The organism is Desulfosediminicola flagellatus, from assembly GCF_005116655.2.
In the GTDB taxonomy this organism is placed as follows: Bacteria; Desulfobacterota; Desulfobulbia; order Desulfobulbales; family Desulfocapsaceae; genus Desulfopila; species Desulfopila flagellata.
Genome location: NZ_CP050698.1, coordinates 5,388,159 through 5,405,000 on the forward strand (window position 1 = coordinate 5,388,159; position 16,842 = coordinate 5,405,000).

The following is a 16,842-nucleotide window of genomic DNA, read 5'->3' on the forward strand; positions in this document are numbered from 1 at the left end:
ATTCTTTCATCGCATTTGGCAAATTACAAGAAAAACATCAGATCAGTATGTATCGTCAAGTTGGCGGAAAGCATTACTTTTACAATACAAAATAATCAGAGGAAATCCTTCATGTGTAAATAGCTAAGAGTTTCAGGATATTAAAGAACAATCCAATACTACATGAGGCTATTGATATCTATAAGGTTATGAAATGTTACGTGAAGAAAAAAGACTGAAGCGGAATTATTGGGGATATTGATGCAATTCCGTGTTTAACAGACTCCCCCAGCGAGTGTTGTAAGGGTGGACCTTTCTCGTTCTACCACCTGCACCAATCAACTCCATGTGCTGATTAGCCCATTCGAACACTGAACCACGAAGATTATAGGCGTTTATAAACCCGGATTTTTGCAATTCACTAATAAATTTTGCAGAACGGAGCCCTACTGAACAGTAGGCAACAATTAAGACAGCAGGGTCAGTATTGTTTCTGGCAATAGTGTTAAAAGAAGAGACATGAACAGCACCGGGAATGTGGCTTATTTGATACTCCTCAGATTCACGTACATCAATGAGCACAAGCCCTCTCCGCTCTCTGATTAATTTCTGAAGATCACTTGTGTCTATATGCGCTACTCCCGGATAGTCGGCTTTGATAGCTGCATTAACTTTTTCCCACGTCAACTCACCAAAACTTAACGACCATCGAAAGCCGCATAATAGTACGACAATGCAGAATAAACAGATATAGCCCTGTAACGTATTGAGCCCGCAACACTTCAGGATGAAACTGTTATTGCACACCCTTTTCTTTGAGAAATTCACTATACTTTTTATCTTCCCCGACAATATGGTCAATCCACCATTTTCTTAGAAAAACATATATCTTCTGAGCCGCCTGATATTTATCGGTCTCCATTTCGGTCAGCAACTGGTCCATCACTTCATAATATTCCTGGTGAGATGTTTTCTGAGTATCGAGACCCGGATATCCGTGGGTTTCAAGAAGGGTTTCCTCATCGCGCAAATGATACTCTGCATAATCTGACATCTCCTGAAGGATGGCATCCAACTCATCCACCCCTTCTTTATCGCGTAACATCATATAGAGTTTATTAACCAGCTGAATCAGTGCCTTATGTTGATCATCCATCGACACGATACCTGTTTCATACATCTCACGCCATTTCAAAATTTCCACAGATCAACTCCTCAGGAAGGTCAAACGTCATCCATTTGGGGGATTTTTCGAGTTTCACACGCGCTTAAGGTGATCCTCATTGGCTTAGTATAACGTTAGAATGGAGAAAATAAAACGGATGTGCAAATTCTCTTTGTTTAAAGAGCTATCAACCATCACTTTCCGGTATCAGTACAATTTTACCGCAGTTTCCAGACTCCAGAACTCTTCTATGTGCCTCTGCTGCTTGAGACATCGGCAAGACATCTGCGATTACAGGTTTTAGATGACCGGACTTCATGGCTACAGAAAGAGCAGCATGTGTTGCCATCAGTTCCTCTCGTGTTGCGTTTGCCAGTGCCAGCCCGCGTATATCCGTCTCCCTTCCCATAGTGGCCCGAGGATCAATTTCTATCCGGCCCCGACTGCCGATAATCACAACCCTGCCTCCGGGTGCAAGTAATGACAAATCTATTTCCAAATTTTTATTGGCAAGCATTTCGAGTATGAGATCAAACCCTTTAGGAACAAATGACTGCAATTTTTTGATATATTTACCGTGGTGCAATAGTGCACCATCAGCTCCAGATTCCAGAATACATTGCAGGCCTTTTTCTGATCCGGCAGTTCCATACATTCTCATGCCTGCGGCATGACCTAGCTGAATAGCTGCCAGCCCCACTGAACCACTTGCCCCATGGACCAGCACACGCTCTCCCGCCCTTCCTGAACCTCTGGTGAAAAGTGCGCGGTAAGCCGTTGCGGCAGGGGTGCCTAAAGCTGCACCCTCGTTGAATGACATTTCTTCAGGAAGGGGATATATCTCACGAAAATCGCACAAACAATATTCACTATATGCACCTTTTTTTGAAGCTGTATATACCCGCTGCCCCACCGTAAACCCAGTTACACCTTCTCCGACTTCGTGTATACACCCAGCACAATTCCCACCAGGTATATATGGCAGATCAGGAAGAACAGGGTACTCACCGGCTCTGATATATGTTTCAACAGGGTTAATGCCAATTGCCTCGACTTTGATCACCACTTGGAAAGCGCCAGCCTCAGGAACAGATCGCTCGACATATTCGAGAACTTCAGGACCTCCAAAATTACGAACTTCTATTAGACGCATAGATACACCATGAGTTGTTATGAGTGAAAATTGAGGGTTAACCTACTCTTTCACTGTAAATCCTGGGAGAAATTTGTCGAGATGGCTGTATCGGAAAATGAATATACCTCATGCAGGAAGAATAGAACTGGAAGTATTGATAAAGATTCTCAGAGTATCTTCCGATATAAATACCATACGGATAGTGATGCAGACAGGAGGTCCGCCATGACACACCAGCAAGCAATACAGATACTGATGCTCAGTCCGGTTTATTATACACTGGGAATACGAGAACGCATGCAGCTCATAAAAGACTACTGTAAGCAATTTTATGAGCTGCAACACATCAGGAAGCAGAAGTCTGTCAGGGGATAAGGCTGTGTTCAGGCAAAAACGATTTACTACTTTTTCTTCCAGCTTTTTTCCTCGCCCTTGAGTAACCTGCCAATATTCTCGTGGTGCTTAATCCATATCAGTGCTGCAATAGCAGCCGCAGTTATAATGGTTACAGACGATTCTCCAAGTAACCACAACCAGAGCACCATCAAACCTGAAGAAAGCAGCGAGCCCACCGAAACAAATCCGCTTAAGGCTACCGATCCGGCAAAAACACCAAGGCTGATCAGAATTGCCATCGGAGAAAGATACAAAAAGACCCCAAGCCCTGTCGCGACACCCTTTCCACCTTTAAATCCGAGATAAACAGGAAACATGTGTCCAACCACTGCAAGCAGACCGCAAAGGCAAACGATAAGCTGTTTATTGACTGCATCTCCGAGCACCATCTCTGCAGCCAGCATTGGCAAAAAGCCTTTCAAACAGTCACAGACAAGGGTGGCAAAACCAAGTTTTTTGCCCAACAACCGGCTGACATTTGTTGCGCCAATATTTTTACTCCCCTCTTCACGGACATCTTTACCTGCAAATTTACCAATTACGAGACCAAACGGAATTGCCCCGATCAAATAGCTTGCAACAAGAAGAACTATGCTCATAATATTTTCTAGTTATGTATTAATTTTTAATAATTCACTATTTATATAAACCACACGCGATAAGCCTACTTTACTTTCTTTCCAATAACAATATTTACCCTACACAACAGGGCAGTCGGTCGTTTCCCGAAGATTATTACTATTTACCCAAATACCTTCTGGTCGTTATTAACGATAAATATTTTTAATTTCACTCCACATGTCAGGTTTTTTACTTCTATTTCACATTTTTTCTCATGTATACTAGTATGGAGTTATATCACTAACCTTTTCTTACGTATCAACAACACCTTTCTGCTTGTATTTGACAGGAAACCCATGACGTGATTGGCAATAAAATCCTAATAATAGATGACCAGCCTGAGCTCAGAGAACTTCTCTCAAGTTTCCTCACCAGCCTGGGCTATGAGACACTGACTGCGGAAAATGGTCAGGAAGGACTGTTTCTACTCGAACAGTGGCCGGCAGATCTTGTCACAGTTGACCTCCAAATGCCTGTAATGGATGGGCAGGGTTTTATCAGGGAAGCCGTTAAGCGCTGGCCTGATTTGCCGATCGTTATTGTCTCTGGAATAGATGCCGTTGATCAGGCCGTTGAAGCTTTACGCCTGGGAGCACGTGACTTCATTACTAAACCGATAGAAAGTTTTTCTCTCGTTAAAAATACTCTCGACAAAGCCCTCGAGTCGGCTGAGCTTATTCGTCAAAACCGTGATTATCAGCACAATCTTGAGCGCATGGTTGATCAGCGCACAAACGAACTGGAGGAAATCAAACGCCAGTTGCTCTTCAGCCTTGGTAAAGCTGCAGAATTCAGAGATAACGAAACGGGTAGACACGTAATACGAGTAGGAAAAATGTGTGGCCTCATCGGCCAAACCATGGGTCTTGGCGCAGCCGCTGTAAAAACATTCGAAGAGGCTGCACCGCTTCATGATATTGGCAAAATTGGGATATCCGACCTCATTCTTTTAAAACCAGGAAAGCTCACCCAGGATGAATGGAATACAATGAAACGTCACTGTGAGATTGGCTGCGATATCCTTCGCCATCACTCATCTCTGAAACAAAGTGACGAATCGCTGTATGCTCATATTATCAAAATGGCAAACAGTGGAAGTGAACTGTCTATTCTGGAGCTAGCCATGGTTATTGCTCTCTGTCACCATGAGCGTTGGGATGGCAACGGCTACCCCATGAGAATTTCAGGCGCCAACATTCCCTTAGTGGCAAGAATTGTTGCTGTAGTTGATGTCTATGACGCCTTGGGTAGTGAGCGCCCGTATAAGAAACCATTTTCAGAAGAGAAATGTCAGCAAATTCTTATAGAAGGTTCAGGCAACCATTTTGACCCTGACATCATTGATGCATTCATGGAGATTTACCCTGAAATAATCACAATTAAAAAAGACTGGATGGATTAACTCTTACATTTTTCATTTATCATACCTTTCTCCCACAATCGCCCAAACCTATCCTTCAAGTGAAGCACCTGCTTGTGCTATAGTCTTTATAATCACTTTCCCTCAGTCGTATCTGCACCTCATCGACTGATATGTCAGTATCGGTAACCGTAACATTCATGGTCCAGCTTTTCGCAACTCAACTTTTCCATCAGGATTGGAGTTGAAATTCACAGCATCAGCCTTGTCATCTACAGTAATTGACATCAGGTTTATTGTATTGAAATCGTTAGTTCATGTGCTGTTTTTTATAAACTCAACCGAAAGAGGTAAGGAATGAGAAAGCGGATAATCCCCTTAATCAGTGCACTCTTCATAATGCTTGGTACACCACTTATGACATATGCTGCTGATGCCTGTATCGACTGTCACACAAAGCTATCACCTGGACAGGTGATGGACTGGCAGGTAAGTAAACATGCTGAAAACGATGTCGGTTGTGCTGAGTGTCATGGAGAGGCACATTCTACAGCAGAAGATGCTATGAAAGCAGTTCTTCCTGCCGAACAGAAATGCGCTGAATGTCATCAGGATCAGTTTGATCAATTCTCCCATGGCAAACATAACTTCGGCTGGAAATCGCTCAACGCAATTCCCGCCACACATATGGCTCCAGATGAACTGATCGAAGGCGGACGAGGTTGCGGCGGTTGTCATAACATGGGTATAAAATCAGAAGAGGAGAAAAAAGTCCTGGCCGATAAAGGGTATAGGTATCAGAATAACTCCTGTGACGAATGCCATACACGTCATGCATTTAGCAAAAAAGAAGCATTGAATCCGCGTGCCTGCCAGCAATGCCATATGGGATACGATCACCCTCAATGGGAAATGTGGTCAAGCTCCAAACATGGTATGCGCTGGTTCGCAAAGCAGAATGGAGATCTTCCTGAAACTGCAGCGGCTCCTACGTGTCAGAATTGTCATTTGCCGGACGGCAGCCACAAAAACGAAACGGCATGGGGCTTTCTTGGAGTAAGATTACCACTACCTGATAACGAACAAGCTGCCGCCGACAGGGTGACTATCCTTAAAGCACTTGGTGTTCTTGATCCTGAAACCGGTAACCCTACACCTATTCTTGATGCAGTAAAAGCCGTAAGAATGGCAAAGCTTGACCAGGAGTCCTGGCAAAAAGAGCGGGATAAAATGCTGAAAACCTGTTCACAATGCCATTCGCCGAAATATGTTAAAGAACAGCTTGATATGGGCGACTCAATCATGTCTAAAGCTGATAGATTGATGGCGGATGCCATTGAAACTGTAGCTGCTCTCTATAAAGACGGACTGATTAAGAAACCTGCAAATTATCCGGCAAATTATCCATTTCTACTCACCTTTATGCATACCAATGGTGAAAGATGGGATAAAGACCTTGATAAACTCTCCTACATCGATCAGGTACTTGTACAAATGTACATGAAACACAGGATGCGGGCCTATCAGGCATTTTTTCATGTAAACCCTGACTATGCCTACTGGTATGGCTGGAATGAGATGACTAAAGATCTTGGTGAAATAAAAGAACTGGCCAGAACAATGCGAGCAACACATAAATAGCATACTCATAAAACACAATACGCTTAACGAAGGCAAAAAAAAGGGCCCTGGGAAAATTCCCAGGGCCCTTTTTACAACTACAATATGCTACTCAACAAGATTATTTTCTACTTCTGTTTTTCATAATCCGTTTTTTCAATCGCTCGGCAGTCTCATTATCACGATACGATACAACTATGCAGGGGCAGCGACGAAACATTCTTTCGGCGACTGACCCTGTAAATATGTGACGGATATCTGTTGTCTTCACACCCATCACAACCATGTCAATCTCTTCATCCACGACCATCTTCAACAATTCTGCTGCCGGGTCTCCAACCAGAAAAGAAAAGGAAACCTTATCATCCGGCAAGGTGAGGTTTTCAGTTATCTCGTCAAGGATCTTGCGACGTTCCTCCTGAATGATATGCACATAGTGCTCGCCATCAACCTTATAACCGAATGAGGCGATTCGCTCGACTGCCTCTAGATCCCGCTCATTGATTACATTAACAATAAGCAGTTCAGCACCGATGGGTGCAGCAAGTTCAGCCGCATAATCCAGAATTCCCTTGGAGAAATCTGAAAACGCAATAGGTACCAGTATTTTTTTTATCATTTCCTGCTCCTGAAAGAGGAATACGTCTAGCAATCAGCCAGTGTTCATCCATTGGAAAACCAGGCATTTTGGACATTTACACAGTTCAAACCACCTGAAATTCTATGCATTCTCAACTGCATCATCCAATTCTTTTTCCCTGCGAGCCCTGCCCCGCTGATTATACCAGACAAACATAAACATGAGTAATGCCGGTAAAAACATCAACTGCTTGGGTGGACGATCGGTTGGAACCTGAACGCTAAGAATCTCCTGATCAAAATCGATACCTGCTTTCTGTGCCAGACTATCAAAGCCTACCATGTCTACCAGAATTTTTTGATCCTCTTCCCGCGTCTCAAGTCCTATTGCGGTAAGACGCTCAGTACCGGTTGCTTCATCACCAACCTGTAGCATAATGGTAGAGACAAACTCATCACCGTTAAACTTTTCACCTTTAATCTGTAATCGCAACTGACTTCCCGGATTCATCTTTTCAACAATCTGGGCCAGTTCTGCAGGTGGTTCTTCATTTAACGGAGGGAAGACCTTATCCCAGAAATATCCAGGTCTGAACAAAACAAACGCTATCAGTAATAACGCTACAGTTTCCCACATTTTACTTTTCGTCAAAAAGTACCCTTGTGTTGCCGCAGCAAAAATGAGCATAGCCAAAACTGCAGCAGAAACGACAATGGTAAAATGCAATGGACTGCCAATACCAATCATCAACAATTCAGTATTAAAGATAAAGATAAACGGCAGGATCGCTGTACGAATATCATACCCAAACCCCTGAAGCCCTGTCCGGATAGGATCACCACCCGAAATACCTGCCGCTGCAAAAGCAGCAAGGCCTACCGGCGGAGTGTCATCTGCCAGAATTCCAAAATAGAAGACGAAGAGATGAACAGCAATTAGGGGTACGATCAGTCCATTCTGCGCACCAAGATTTACGATTACCGGTGCCATCAGCGTGGAAACGACGATATAGTTTGCTGTGGTCGGCAATCCCATACCAAGAAGTAAACTGATAAATGCGGTGAATAACAGGATCAGCATGAGGTTTCCGCCTGAAATAAACTCAACGAATTCGGTCATAACTAGACCAACACCGGTAAGTGTTACAGTACCAACCACAAGACCAGCTGCGGCTGTCGCCACGCCGATACCAATCATGTTTCTACCACCGGTAACCAGACCGCCGATAAGATCCTTCAGACCACGTTTAACGGCATACTCTGCACCCATCGCCTTTCGGAAAAAACCTTTCAACGGGTGCTGGGTCACTACAATAAAGGCCAGTAATACTGTGGCCCAAAAAGCAGATAACGACGGAGAAAGCCGCTCAACAGTCAAACACCACATCAGAACAACAATGGGGAGCAGAAAGTAATATCCCGCCTGAGCGGTCGAGCCGAGGTCAGGAAGCTCTTTTATATCTGTCGTTGTTTCGAGTTCGGGAACCTTGCAGGCAAAATAAATAAGATACAGGTATGCTACCACCAGAAGGACGGTCACTATCCAGATAGCCGCATCTCCAGCCACGGTCTTGATCCAGCCAAGGCCATAGTAGGTTGCCCCTCCGACAATAATCAGGCCAAGGGCAGTCATGACAAATGTCAGAAGACTTTGAGGAAGAGTCTTTTTACGTGTTCGTCTCTTCATCCCCTTCAAATTCATCTTACATGCTTCCAGATGAACGATATAAACAAGCGCAATATAGGAAATTACAGCTGGTAAAAATGCATGTTTGATTACCTCAATATAAGAAATACCGACATATTCAACCATGAGAAATGCAGCAGCCCCCATAACCGGTGGCGTCAACTGGCCATTGGTAGAGGATGCAACTTCAACAGCCCCGGCTTTCTCTGCAGAAAAGCCAACTTTTTTCATCAGGGGTATAGTAAAGGTTCCAGTTGTTACAACGTTAGCAATGGAAGAACCCGAAACCAGGCCTGTCATTGCAGAAGAGATAACTGCGGCTTTTGCTGGACCTCCACGCATGTGACCAAGTCCGGCAAAGGCTGTACGAATAAAATAATTACCTGCACCTGCAGCCTCTAGCAAAGAGCCAAAGAGCACAAACATAAAAACCATTCCGGTCGACACACCAAGCGCAACGCCAAAAACACCCTCTGTCGTCAACCAGTAATGCGTCATACCCTTAACAAGGCTTGCACCTTTATGAGCAATAACATCAGGCATAAATTGCCCGGCAAAAGTGTATGTAATGAAGGCAGCAGCCACAATCATCAGTGGCGGTCCAAGAGCTCGTCGGGTTGCTTCCAGCAGGAGAATAAGACCCACTACAGCGACCACAAGATCCATTGCAATTGGAGCTCCGGGACGGTCTGCCAATTGCGCATAAAAAATATAGATATATCCTGAAGATAATGCAGCGACTATTGCAATTATCCAATCCTGAACAGGAATAGATCTTTTGGGTGACGACTTGAACGTGGGAAAAGCAGTATATGCCAGGAACATTGCGAAAGCGAGGTGAATAGCCCTTGCTTCAGTGTCGTTGATGACAAAAAAATTCAGCATGAATGGCAGCGGTGAAGCATACCAGAGCTGGAAAATCGTCCAGGCGAGCGGGACAAAAAACATAATTCTTTTTGATATAATCCCTTGAGGATTACGTGCCCCCGTATCCGCCTCAGCAATCATCTCATTGAGCTGATCATCGGATAACGGTTTTTCAGTCGGTTTTGTCATACTAACGACTCCTCTTAGCAAAACTTAGACGTAAAGTACAATTACCTTCTCCCCACCTCACATGCACTGAACAAAACCCGGCAACTCCTCCAGGCTCAATGTGTTGATTTTTCCAATGGCGGGAATTTAACCTCCACCGGAGACATGTGAAAAGGGCACGTGATTTTTTGAATAGCGAACACGTCACGAATGACATACTACACAGCCCATTGAACTAATCACGTTGGGTACAGACTATACATGTTAGATATAAACGCCTGCGACCTACAGGACTGCTGAAGCAACCCTTAATGCGACCTGACGTCACCGGAGAATCCGGGTTTGGTGGATATGTATTATGAAACAAAATATGAATACAGATACTTAAAGGCCGATTCTCAACTCTAGAAAGAACTGAGAATCGGCTTCAACAACTGAAACGTCCAGATTTACATCAAACCTGCTTCTTTGTAATACTTGATTGCACCTGCATGCAGTGGAGCTGAGAGACCATCTTTGATCATCTCTTCTTTCTTCAGTGTTGCAAATGCAGGATGGAATTTCTTGAAATCATCAAAATTCTCAAATACAGCTTTTACAACAGTGTAGATAACGTCTTCAGGTACTTTTGCAGAAGATACAAAAGTTGCTGCTACACCAAAGGTCTTAACATCTTCAGGTGAACCATTATAGGTTCCACCAGGAATTGTTGCATATTTGTAGTAGCTGTTTTCGGCGACGAGACCGTCAACTTCTGGTCCCTGTACATTAACCATAACTGCATCACAGGTGGTGCTTGCTTCTTTAATTGAGCTATTTGGCACACCTACAACATAGACCATAGCATCAATTTTGTTATCACAGAGAGCTTTTGACTGCTCAGCAGCTTTCAGTTCAGAAGCCAGTTTGAAATCATCTTTGGTCCAGCCAAGTTTGCTCATGAGCAGCTCGGTGGTCAAGCGCTGTCCAGAACCAGGGTTACCGATATTTACACGTTTACCTTTCAGATCCTGAAAGTTTTTAACACCAGCGTCTGCACGAGCAACAACATTAAAAGGCTCAGAGTGGATAGAGAAAACTGAACGGAGGTCTTCATTTGGTCCGATATCTGCGAACTGGTCAGTACCCTTATATGCCTTGTACTGGGTATCAGACTGGGCTACACCCATATCGAGTTCACCTGAAGCAATTGCATTCAGATTGTATACGGAACCACCGGTACTCTCAACAGTAGCGCGAATTCCGTGCTCTTTCTTATTCTTATTTACCAGACGGGCAATAGCGCCACCGGTAGGGTAATACACACCGGTAACACCACCGGTTCCGATGGTTACGAAGCGCTGGTCTGAAGCTGATGCAGTTCCGGTCATTGCACTGAAAGCGGTAACACAACCAAATGCTACAGCTGCCAGTAAAGATACATTTCTTTTCATTGGGCTTCTCCTCTCGTTTTTTTGTTTAAGAACACCTCGCGGTCTCCTCTATCGACCGTGAAGATTCAAGGACATCTATACACATAAAACAAAGCAAGGGCCCCACGGCCCAGATATTTTCAAGCCATGACACCCGCTACTTGGACGTTTCCGTAAAGAAAACCTCACCCCGTAAGTCACAATATATCGGAAGATAAGTCAAGATTTTTTCCTACATTTTCCGACTTTTTACACAGGGTTTCCAGCATCTTTCAAACGAATTGAGTAGGTATTTTTACTCTAATCTAAAAACATCTGGTCTTGAATACAAACCATAAATAGCGGTAGTTTTTTACCATAACTTATAAACAATAAAGGTCAACGTGGGCATATTCTTTTAACCATTTTAAAGAAGTACTCATATGCCTTTCTGCACCATCAAAGCCAGCTCAACGCCTTGCCTGTGATTCTCAAATAAACCAGTGACTGGCGGCATATAACCAGCATCGCTAATTACACTGCCCCCTCATTATTGATGTCTACATGAAATTGTCTTCCCGGATTATTATCAAAATACACATACTACTTTCAACGAACTTCAGTATCTGATTCCGTTTTTACGTCTCAGGTAGTGAGTTTCAATCCAAAAAACAGCAGGTGGTTCAATATCGAAAAGCGTGCCCGTTTTTCCAGCATACAAATAGCTGATATGTCCGGGTTTTAATCCTCACTTACATAGCAATAACAATTGAACATACAACGCAACTTTTTTGGACATTCGGGACACTGGAAGGCTGTCCGAGAATAGGGATTTGGGTCAAAATCGAGACATTTACATAAATTAATCACTGTATTTAGTGAAAATGTGTGATTACATTTCATGCATGGCGAAAAGTTCCCCGCCATGTTACACTGGCGGGTCGTACACTCAATACACGCATAATAACCACTACGGAAAGATTACTCCGATGAGCATACGTAAGATTTTACAATACCCAGAGCAGGTTCTCCGCGACGAGACCCTACCGATTTCAAACTTTGATGACAGCCTCAGGCAGCTTGTAGATGACATGGCCGAAACCATGTACGACGCTCCCGGAATCGGCCTTGCCGCCCCGCAGATAGGAGAATCCTTAAAGCTGATAGTTGTAGATATTTCCGAAGACCGTGAAGACAAGCAAGAGTTCATGGCAATGGTTAATCCGCAAATTACAGTGCATGAAGGTTCACAACTAGATGAAGAAGGATGCCTGAGCGTCCCTGAACTGACAGCAAAAGTTAAGCGATTTAAAAAGATCACCGTATCGTATCAGGACCTTGAAGGAAACGCCATGGAACTGGTAACAGAGGATCGTTTTGCCGTCGTGCTGCAACATGAGATTGATCACCTTAACGGTATCCTCTTTATAGATCACCTGAGTTCGCTCAAAAGAAATCTATACAAAAAGAAAGTTAAGAAGTGGCTTGCACATAGTAGCTAGTGTCAGATGTCGTAACAATGTGAAGCTTTTTCTCTTCCTGCAAGGCTTGACTGCTGGAGCATAGCAACATGTAGCTTAAGGAGCAACGAAGTCAGGAAGTGAAAAGGGCGAACAGAATTAGACATCTGAGGCATGACATGACACGAGTTTTCATCTAAATAGAAGCGCTCGAAAAATTTCACCACAGCAGTAACCATGATGCCGAAGTCTTCGCTTACCTTGGAGGATAAAGTTTTGAGAGCAACGAAGAGTTAGAAGAAAAGTGCCGTTTTCAGTTTGAGACTAACTAATTAACCGGTTGTAACTCACTGGTTTTCATTTCGACAACTAGCTAAAGATAACAATGACAAACCCACCACTTCGTATTCTGTTTATGGGAACTCCGGATTTTGCGGCTGCAACACTGCAGGCGCTGCTGAGTGGTCCCGATACTGTAGTTGCAGTCGTCACCCAGCCGGACAGACCGAAAGGACGAGGTAAAAAACTCACCCCCCCACCGGTCAAGGTGCTTGCCCAGCAGGCTGGCCTGCCAATCCTGCAACCTACCAAAATTAAAACTGAAGAATTCGCTGAGGAGCTGAGCAACTACGCCCCTGATGTGATCGTGGTTACAGCCTATGGCAGAATTCTGCCACCATCAATTCTTGAACTTGCCCCCCATGGCTGTATCAATGTCCATGGCTCTCTTTTGCCTGCCCATCGTGGTGCTGCACCGATTCAGTGGGCACTCATAAATGACGATAAAGAGATCGGGGTAACTATTATGCAGATGGACGAAGGAATGGACACCGGCGACATGCTGCTCACAGCAAGTATTACCCCCGATGACCATGACACATCCGGCACCCTTTTCCCAAAGCTTGCTGAACTTGGTGGTAAAACACTTCTTGAAGCGCTTGCACTTCTCAAACAGGACAAACTTTCCGCCACCCCTCAGGATCACTCCCGAGCCACTATCGCTCCCATGCTAAAAAAAGAAGACGGGGTGATCGATTGGAGTAAAACTGCCAGGGAAATCCATTGTTTGATACGTGGCCTTGACCCGTGGCCTTCAGCATATTGCTTTTTGGATGGTAAACGTTTTCGTCTCTTTGCCCCGGAAGTCCTTCATCAGGACAGCGATGCTCAACCAGGCACACTGTTGAAAGCCGACAAACGCGGCTTGCTTTTTGCGACGGGACGTGACTGCCTGCTAATAAAAGAAGTTCAACCTGAAGGCAAAAAACGTATGGCTATCGAATCATTTTTATGCGGTCATTCGCTTAAGCCGGGCTTAAGCTTTTCTTCCTGATCAGCGCGATATATACCAGTGAGAAATATCACCATTCATCAACCAGGCCGCACAGCCTATTTAGACTGTTTTTCCGGTATCAGCGGAGATATGTTTCTTGGCGCATTACTTCATGCCGGCCTTGATGAAGAAATGCTTCGCACGGAGTTGGCAAAACTCAAACTTGAAGATGCAACGATAGAAGTATGTGATAGCTCAAACCAATCGATTGGATGTAAAAAAGTCACTATTTCACAAAAACGCAGGCAGGCGCTACGCACCCTTCCGAACCTCATTGCAATCCTGGATAGTTCAGATCTTAACCCGGAAGTTAAACAAACGTCCGCAGCCGTCTTCAAAGCGCTGGCTGAAGCCGAGGCCAAGGTCCACGGCATTTCTGTTGAAAAGGTCCATTTTCATGAGATCGGTGCACTTGATACAATCTTTGATGTAGTGGGTGTTGTTATCGGCCTGCATCTCTTAAATATCTCACGTGTAATCTGTTCCCCGCTTCCTCTTGGCAGAGGGTTTGTTCAGTGTGATCATGGCCGGCTCCCTCTTCCAGCTCCTGCAGTCTGCGAACTTATTCAAAATATCCCCAGTTATGGTGTAGATATAGACCAGGAACTGGTCACTCCGACAGGCGCAGCTCTCGCCATCACTCTTGCAGATGAATTCGGCACCTTCCCCGCCATGACTGTTATGGCTACAGGATATGGAGCTGGCAGCCATGAACTGCCAAACAAGCAGCCCAACCTTTTACGGCTTTGTATCGGCACAGAACATGACGTGAAAGAAGCACAGGAAGTTACCGTAATAGAAACACGCCTTGATGACTGGAACCCTGAAGGTTTTCCTTTTCTTTGCGACTTGCTTCTCAAAAATGGCGCACTTGATGTAAGTCTAACACCATGCCAGGGAAAAAAGGGACGACCTGGATTTCATCTGCAGGTTATAGCTCCTGCAGTGGCTCAGCAAGGTCAGCAGGAACTACTCCTTTCACAAACAACAGCAATTGGACTGAGATACAGAAAGGAACAACGAAGAACTCTTCCGCGTGAATCTGTTACCGTACCCACCAAGTGGGGTGATGTTAAAGCCAAAAGCGTTGTTACCCCCAGAGGTACGGTTATTTATCCCGAGTATGAGTCTTGCAAAGAAACCGCTTTAATAAACAACATATCGCTCGACGAAGTATACAGAGCAATATATGCATTCAGTGAGGAACAGTAGCAATGAGGACAATCATTATGGCTATAGCCACAGGCTGCTGGGTCGGTAATCTTCCCAAAGCTCCCGGAACATGGGGTTCCCTGGTCGCCTTTCTGCCATGGTTGCTTATCAAAGGCTTTACCCTTCCTTTTTATCTGCTCACCCTCGCTATCGTTTTTATCATCGGTTTTTTTGCCGCCGGATCTGCAGAAAAGATTCTTGATCGCGCAGATGCCGGACCCATCGTTATTGATGAAATTCTTGGCATGTTCGTCACCCTCACGCTTGCCCCGAACCACCCTGTCGCCTGGGCTTTAGGTTTCATTTTCTTTAGAATTTTTGATATCTCCAAACCATTTCCCGTGTCATGGTTCGATCAGCGAATCCACGGAGGAATCGGCATTATGATGGATGATGTTGTCGCAGGTATATATGCGCTTATATCTCTGCATTTACTATGGTTCATAATCGGCAACATTGTTCAGGCTAAACTCCCCTGGTAATTATTTTCCGTATTTCTGAATTACAGAGTCCACTCACCTCTCCTTGCATACCGCCGCAGCCTTCCTTTTAAGGTATCGTTTTGATATAAGAATATACACGCTTTGAGTTTTCTTCTTCAGGGATACCGGAATGGCTCACCGTAAAAAGATACTCTTCGGCCTACTGGTCACACTTATGTTTCTGGCCATTGGAACTGCAGGGTATACACTTATTGAGCACTACTCTGTTCTAGATGCCTTCTACATGACGGTGATCACCATCACCACTGTAGGATTTGGCGAAGTTCATTCTCTCTCCCAGGAAGGGCGTATTTTCACCATCTTCCTTATACTTTTTGGTTTTGGCAGCATAGGCTTTCTCGCCCATGCCTTTACAGAAGCCATAATAGAACGGGCAGCAAGCAGAAACCTCGGTAAGAAAACTATGCAGAAGAGAATCGGTAAACTTAAAGATCATGCAATAATATGCGGATTTGGACGCGTCGGTGAAGCAGCAGCTGAATATTTTGCTTCGACGGGATCTCAATTTGTTGTAATTGAATCTGCCGAAGACCAGTTAAAGTTGCTTGAAGAGTATAACTATATATATATGGAAGGAGATGCAACCAGGGAAGACGTCCTTTTAGCCGCTGGTATTAAGCAGGCTTCGGCGCTGGTTGCTCTACTTGACTCTGACCCAGATAATTTATTTACTGTCCTGACAGCACGGGAACTCAATCCGACACTACATATCATAGCAAGAACAGAAATAACAAGCTCAGAGTCACGAATGCTTCGCGCTGGAGCCGACTCAATAGTATCGCCCTATGCATATGCCGGAAGAAAAGTTGCCCAGAAAATTCTGGAGGCTACCGCAGATGAATCAAGCCAGTTAATTGATGATTTCGAAAAAGACACACTGACTCAATGGATGGAGGTTACTGAACAGTCGGATCTCGCTGGCCATGTCGTTGAGACAGCAAGTGGTTTTATCGGTGGCACTATCATAGGCATCCGTCGTGATGAGGGAGACATCCTTCTCCCTCATGCCGAGGAAAAAATACACTTAGGAGATCAGCTCCTCTATGCAACCTCAATTGTAACAGAACCTTCTGTAAGAGATCATTCTCAAACACGAAAAAAGATTATTCTCATTGATGACAATGCTGTTATACGCCACCTCTATACGAGACTATTCCAAAAAGCAGGGTTTCATTTGATAACAGCATCTACTGGGGAACTGGGCTATTCATTGGCCGTAGCCGAAAGACCTGATGCTGCGATTGTGGACTATGAGTTACCCGACATTTCCGGCCTGAAGATCTGTGAACGTCTGCGCCAAAACAAAGAACTCAGGACAATGAAGCTTTTCCTTTTTACAGCCAACGAAGACGTGACCACGAAAGAT

At 44.5% G+C, this 16,842-nt stretch carries 15 protein-coding genes (1 of these 15 cut by a window edge); 8 read left to right on the forward strand and 7 right to left on the reverse strand.

What is annotated here, in order from left to right:
* Positions 1-225: 225 nt before the first annotated feature.
* The 3 genes from FCL46_RS22295 to FCL46_RS22305 all read right to left on the reverse strand — a co-directional run bounded on the left by FCL46_RS22295 (position 226) and on the right by FCL46_RS22305 (position 2,297).
* Positions 226-666, reverse strand: coding sequence for a rhodanese-like domain-containing protein (locus tag FCL46_RS22295; RefSeq protein WP_167505962.1), 441 nt, complete (start codon positions 664-666; stop codon positions 226-228).
* Positions 667-775: 109 nt separating this feature from the next.
* Positions 776-1,183 (reverse strand): bacteriohemerythrin, encoded by a 408-nt coding sequence (locus tag FCL46_RS22300; RefSeq protein ID WP_136808827.1) that lies wholly within the window; start codon positions 1,181-1,183, stop codon positions 776-778.
* A 148-nt stretch (positions 1,184-1,331) separates the two neighbouring features.
* Positions 1,332-2,297 (reverse strand): NADPH:quinone reductase, encoded by a 966-nt coding sequence (locus FCL46_RS22305; protein ID WP_136808826.1) that lies wholly within the window; start codon positions 2,295-2,297, stop codon positions 1,332-1,334.
* Between the two features lie 207 nt (positions 2,298-2,504).
* Between FCL46_RS22305 and FCL46_RS22310 the strand changes: the two genes are divergently transcribed.
* Positions 2,505-2,654: a hypothetical protein gene (locus FCL46_RS22310; RefSeq protein WP_167505961.1), complete on the forward strand. Its 150-nt coding sequence runs from the start codon at positions 2,505-2,507 to the stop codon at positions 2,652-2,654.
* A 26-nt stretch (positions 2,655-2,680) separates the two neighbouring features.
* Here the strand turns inward: FCL46_RS22310 and plsY are convergent, their stop codons facing one another.
* Positions 2,681-3,274 (reverse strand): glycerol-3-phosphate 1-O-acyltransferase PlsY, encoded by a 594-nt coding sequence (gene plsY, locus FCL46_RS22315; RefSeq protein ID WP_136808825.1) that lies wholly within the window; start codon positions 3,272-3,274, stop codon positions 2,681-2,683.
* Between the two features lie 323 nt (positions 3,275-3,597).
* On the opposite strand from plsY, the gene FCL46_RS22320 reads away from it, so the two are divergent.
* Together FCL46_RS22320 and FCL46_RS22325 are read left to right on the forward strand one after the other, a co-directional pair.
* Complete coding sequence (locus FCL46_RS22320) at positions 3,598-4,698, forward strand: response regulator (protein WP_217909495.1); 1,101 nt, start codon at positions 3,598-3,600, stop codon at positions 4,696-4,698.
* Between the two features lie 357 nt (positions 4,699-5,055).
* The gene (locus tag FCL46_RS22325) at positions 5,056-6,297 is read left to right on the forward strand and encodes a multiheme c-type cytochrome (RefSeq protein WP_420811291.1); all 1,242 of its coding nucleotides are present in this window, start codon (positions 5,056-5,058) and stop codon (positions 6,295-6,297) included.
* 100 nt (positions 6,298-6,397) lie between these two features.
* Here FCL46_RS22325 and FCL46_RS22330 read toward each other — a convergent pair whose 3' ends face one another.
* The 3 genes from FCL46_RS22330 to FCL46_RS22340 all read right to left on the reverse strand — a co-directional run bounded on the left by FCL46_RS22330 (position 6,398) and on the right by FCL46_RS22340 (position 11,010).
* Positions 6,398-6,895, reverse strand: coding sequence for a universal stress protein (locus FCL46_RS22330; RefSeq protein ID WP_136808823.1), 498 nt, complete (start codon positions 6,893-6,895; stop codon positions 6,398-6,400).
* A 102-nt stretch (positions 6,896-6,997) separates the two neighbouring features.
* Positions 6,998-9,598: a TRAP transporter permease gene (locus FCL46_RS22335; RefSeq protein WP_136808822.1), complete on the reverse strand. Its 2,601-nt coding sequence runs from the start codon at positions 9,596-9,598 to the stop codon at positions 6,998-7,000.
* Between the two features lie 428 nt (positions 9,599-10,026).
* On the reverse strand, positions 10,027-11,010 hold the full coding sequence (locus FCL46_RS22340) for a TAXI family TRAP transporter solute-binding subunit (RefSeq protein ID WP_136808821.1): 984 nt from the start codon (positions 11,008-11,010) through the stop codon (positions 10,027-10,029).
* A 947-nt stretch (positions 11,011-11,957) separates the two neighbouring features.
* On the opposite strand from FCL46_RS22340, the gene def reads away from it, so the two are divergent.
* The 5 genes from def to FCL46_RS22365 form a co-directional block, all read left to right on the forward strand.
* Positions 11,958-12,470, forward strand: coding sequence for a peptide deformylase (def, locus tag FCL46_RS22345; protein ID WP_136808820.1), 513 nt, complete (start codon positions 11,958-11,960; stop codon positions 12,468-12,470).
* A 343-nt stretch (positions 12,471-12,813) separates the two neighbouring features.
* Positions 12,814-13,761, forward strand: coding sequence for a methionyl-tRNA formyltransferase (gene fmt / locus FCL46_RS22350; RefSeq protein WP_136808819.1), 948 nt, complete (start codon positions 12,814-12,816; stop codon positions 13,759-13,761).
* Positions 13,762-13,779: 18 nt separating this feature from the next.
* The gene (larC, locus tag FCL46_RS22355) at positions 13,780-14,973 is read left to right on the forward strand and encodes a nickel pincer cofactor biosynthesis protein LarC (protein WP_228723265.1); all 1,194 of its coding nucleotides are present in this window, start codon (positions 13,780-13,782) and stop codon (positions 14,971-14,973) included.
* 17 nt (positions 14,974-14,990) lie between these two features.
* The gene (locus FCL46_RS22360; protein WP_228723266.1) at positions 14,991-15,455 is read left to right on the forward strand and encodes a phosphatidylglycerophosphatase A family protein; all 465 of its coding nucleotides are present in this window, start codon (positions 14,991-14,993) and stop codon (positions 15,453-15,455) included.
* Between the two features lie 130 nt (positions 15,456-15,585).
* Positions 15,586-16,842: the 5' portion of an NAD-binding protein gene (locus FCL46_RS22365; RefSeq protein WP_136808817.1), read on the forward strand. Its footprint extends 96 nt past the window's final position; 1,257 of the gene's 1,353 nt are visible here — the first part of the coding sequence; its start codon is at positions 15,586-15,588; the stop codon falls past the right edge of the window.

Excerpts from the sequence above, each read along its gene's own strand:
- FCL46_RS22305 (WP_136808826.1), bottom strand. The coding sequence starts at position 2,297 with ATGCGTCTAATAGAAGTTCGTAATTTTGGAGGTCCTGAAGTTCTCGAA.
- FCL46_RS22310 (WP_167505961.1), top strand. The coding sequence starts at position 2,505 with ATGACACACCAGCAAGCAATACAGATACTGATGCTCAGTCCGGTTTAT.
- plsY (WP_136808825.1), bottom strand. The coding sequence starts at position 3,274 with ATGAGCATAGTTCTTCTTGTTGCAAGCTATTTGATCGGGGCAATTCCG.
- FCL46_RS22325 (WP_420811291.1), top strand. The coding sequence starts at position 5,056 with ATGCTTGGTACACCACTTATGACATATGCTGCTGATGCCTGTATCGAC.
- FCL46_RS22330 (WP_136808823.1), bottom strand. The coding sequence starts at position 6,895 with ATGATAAAAAAAATACTGGTACCTATTGCGTTTTCAGATTTCTCCAAG.
- FCL46_RS22335 (WP_136808822.1), bottom strand. The coding sequence starts at position 9,598 with ATGACAAAACCGACTGAAAAACCGTTATCCGATGATCAGCTCAATGAG.
- FCL46_RS22340 (WP_136808821.1), bottom strand. The coding sequence starts at position 11,010 with ATGAAAAGAAATGTATCTTTACTGGCAGCTGTAGCATTTGGTTGTGTT.
- def (WP_136808820.1), top strand. The coding sequence starts at position 11,958 with ATGAGCATACGTAAGATTTTACAATACCCAGAGCAGGTTCTCCGCGAC.
- fmt (WP_136808819.1), top strand. The coding sequence starts at position 12,814 with ATGACAAACCCACCACTTCGTATTCTGTTTATGGGAACTCCGGATTTT.
- FCL46_RS22360 (WP_228723266.1), top strand. The coding sequence starts at position 14,991 with ATGGCTATAGCCACAGGCTGCTGGGTCGGTAATCTTCCCAAAGCTCCC.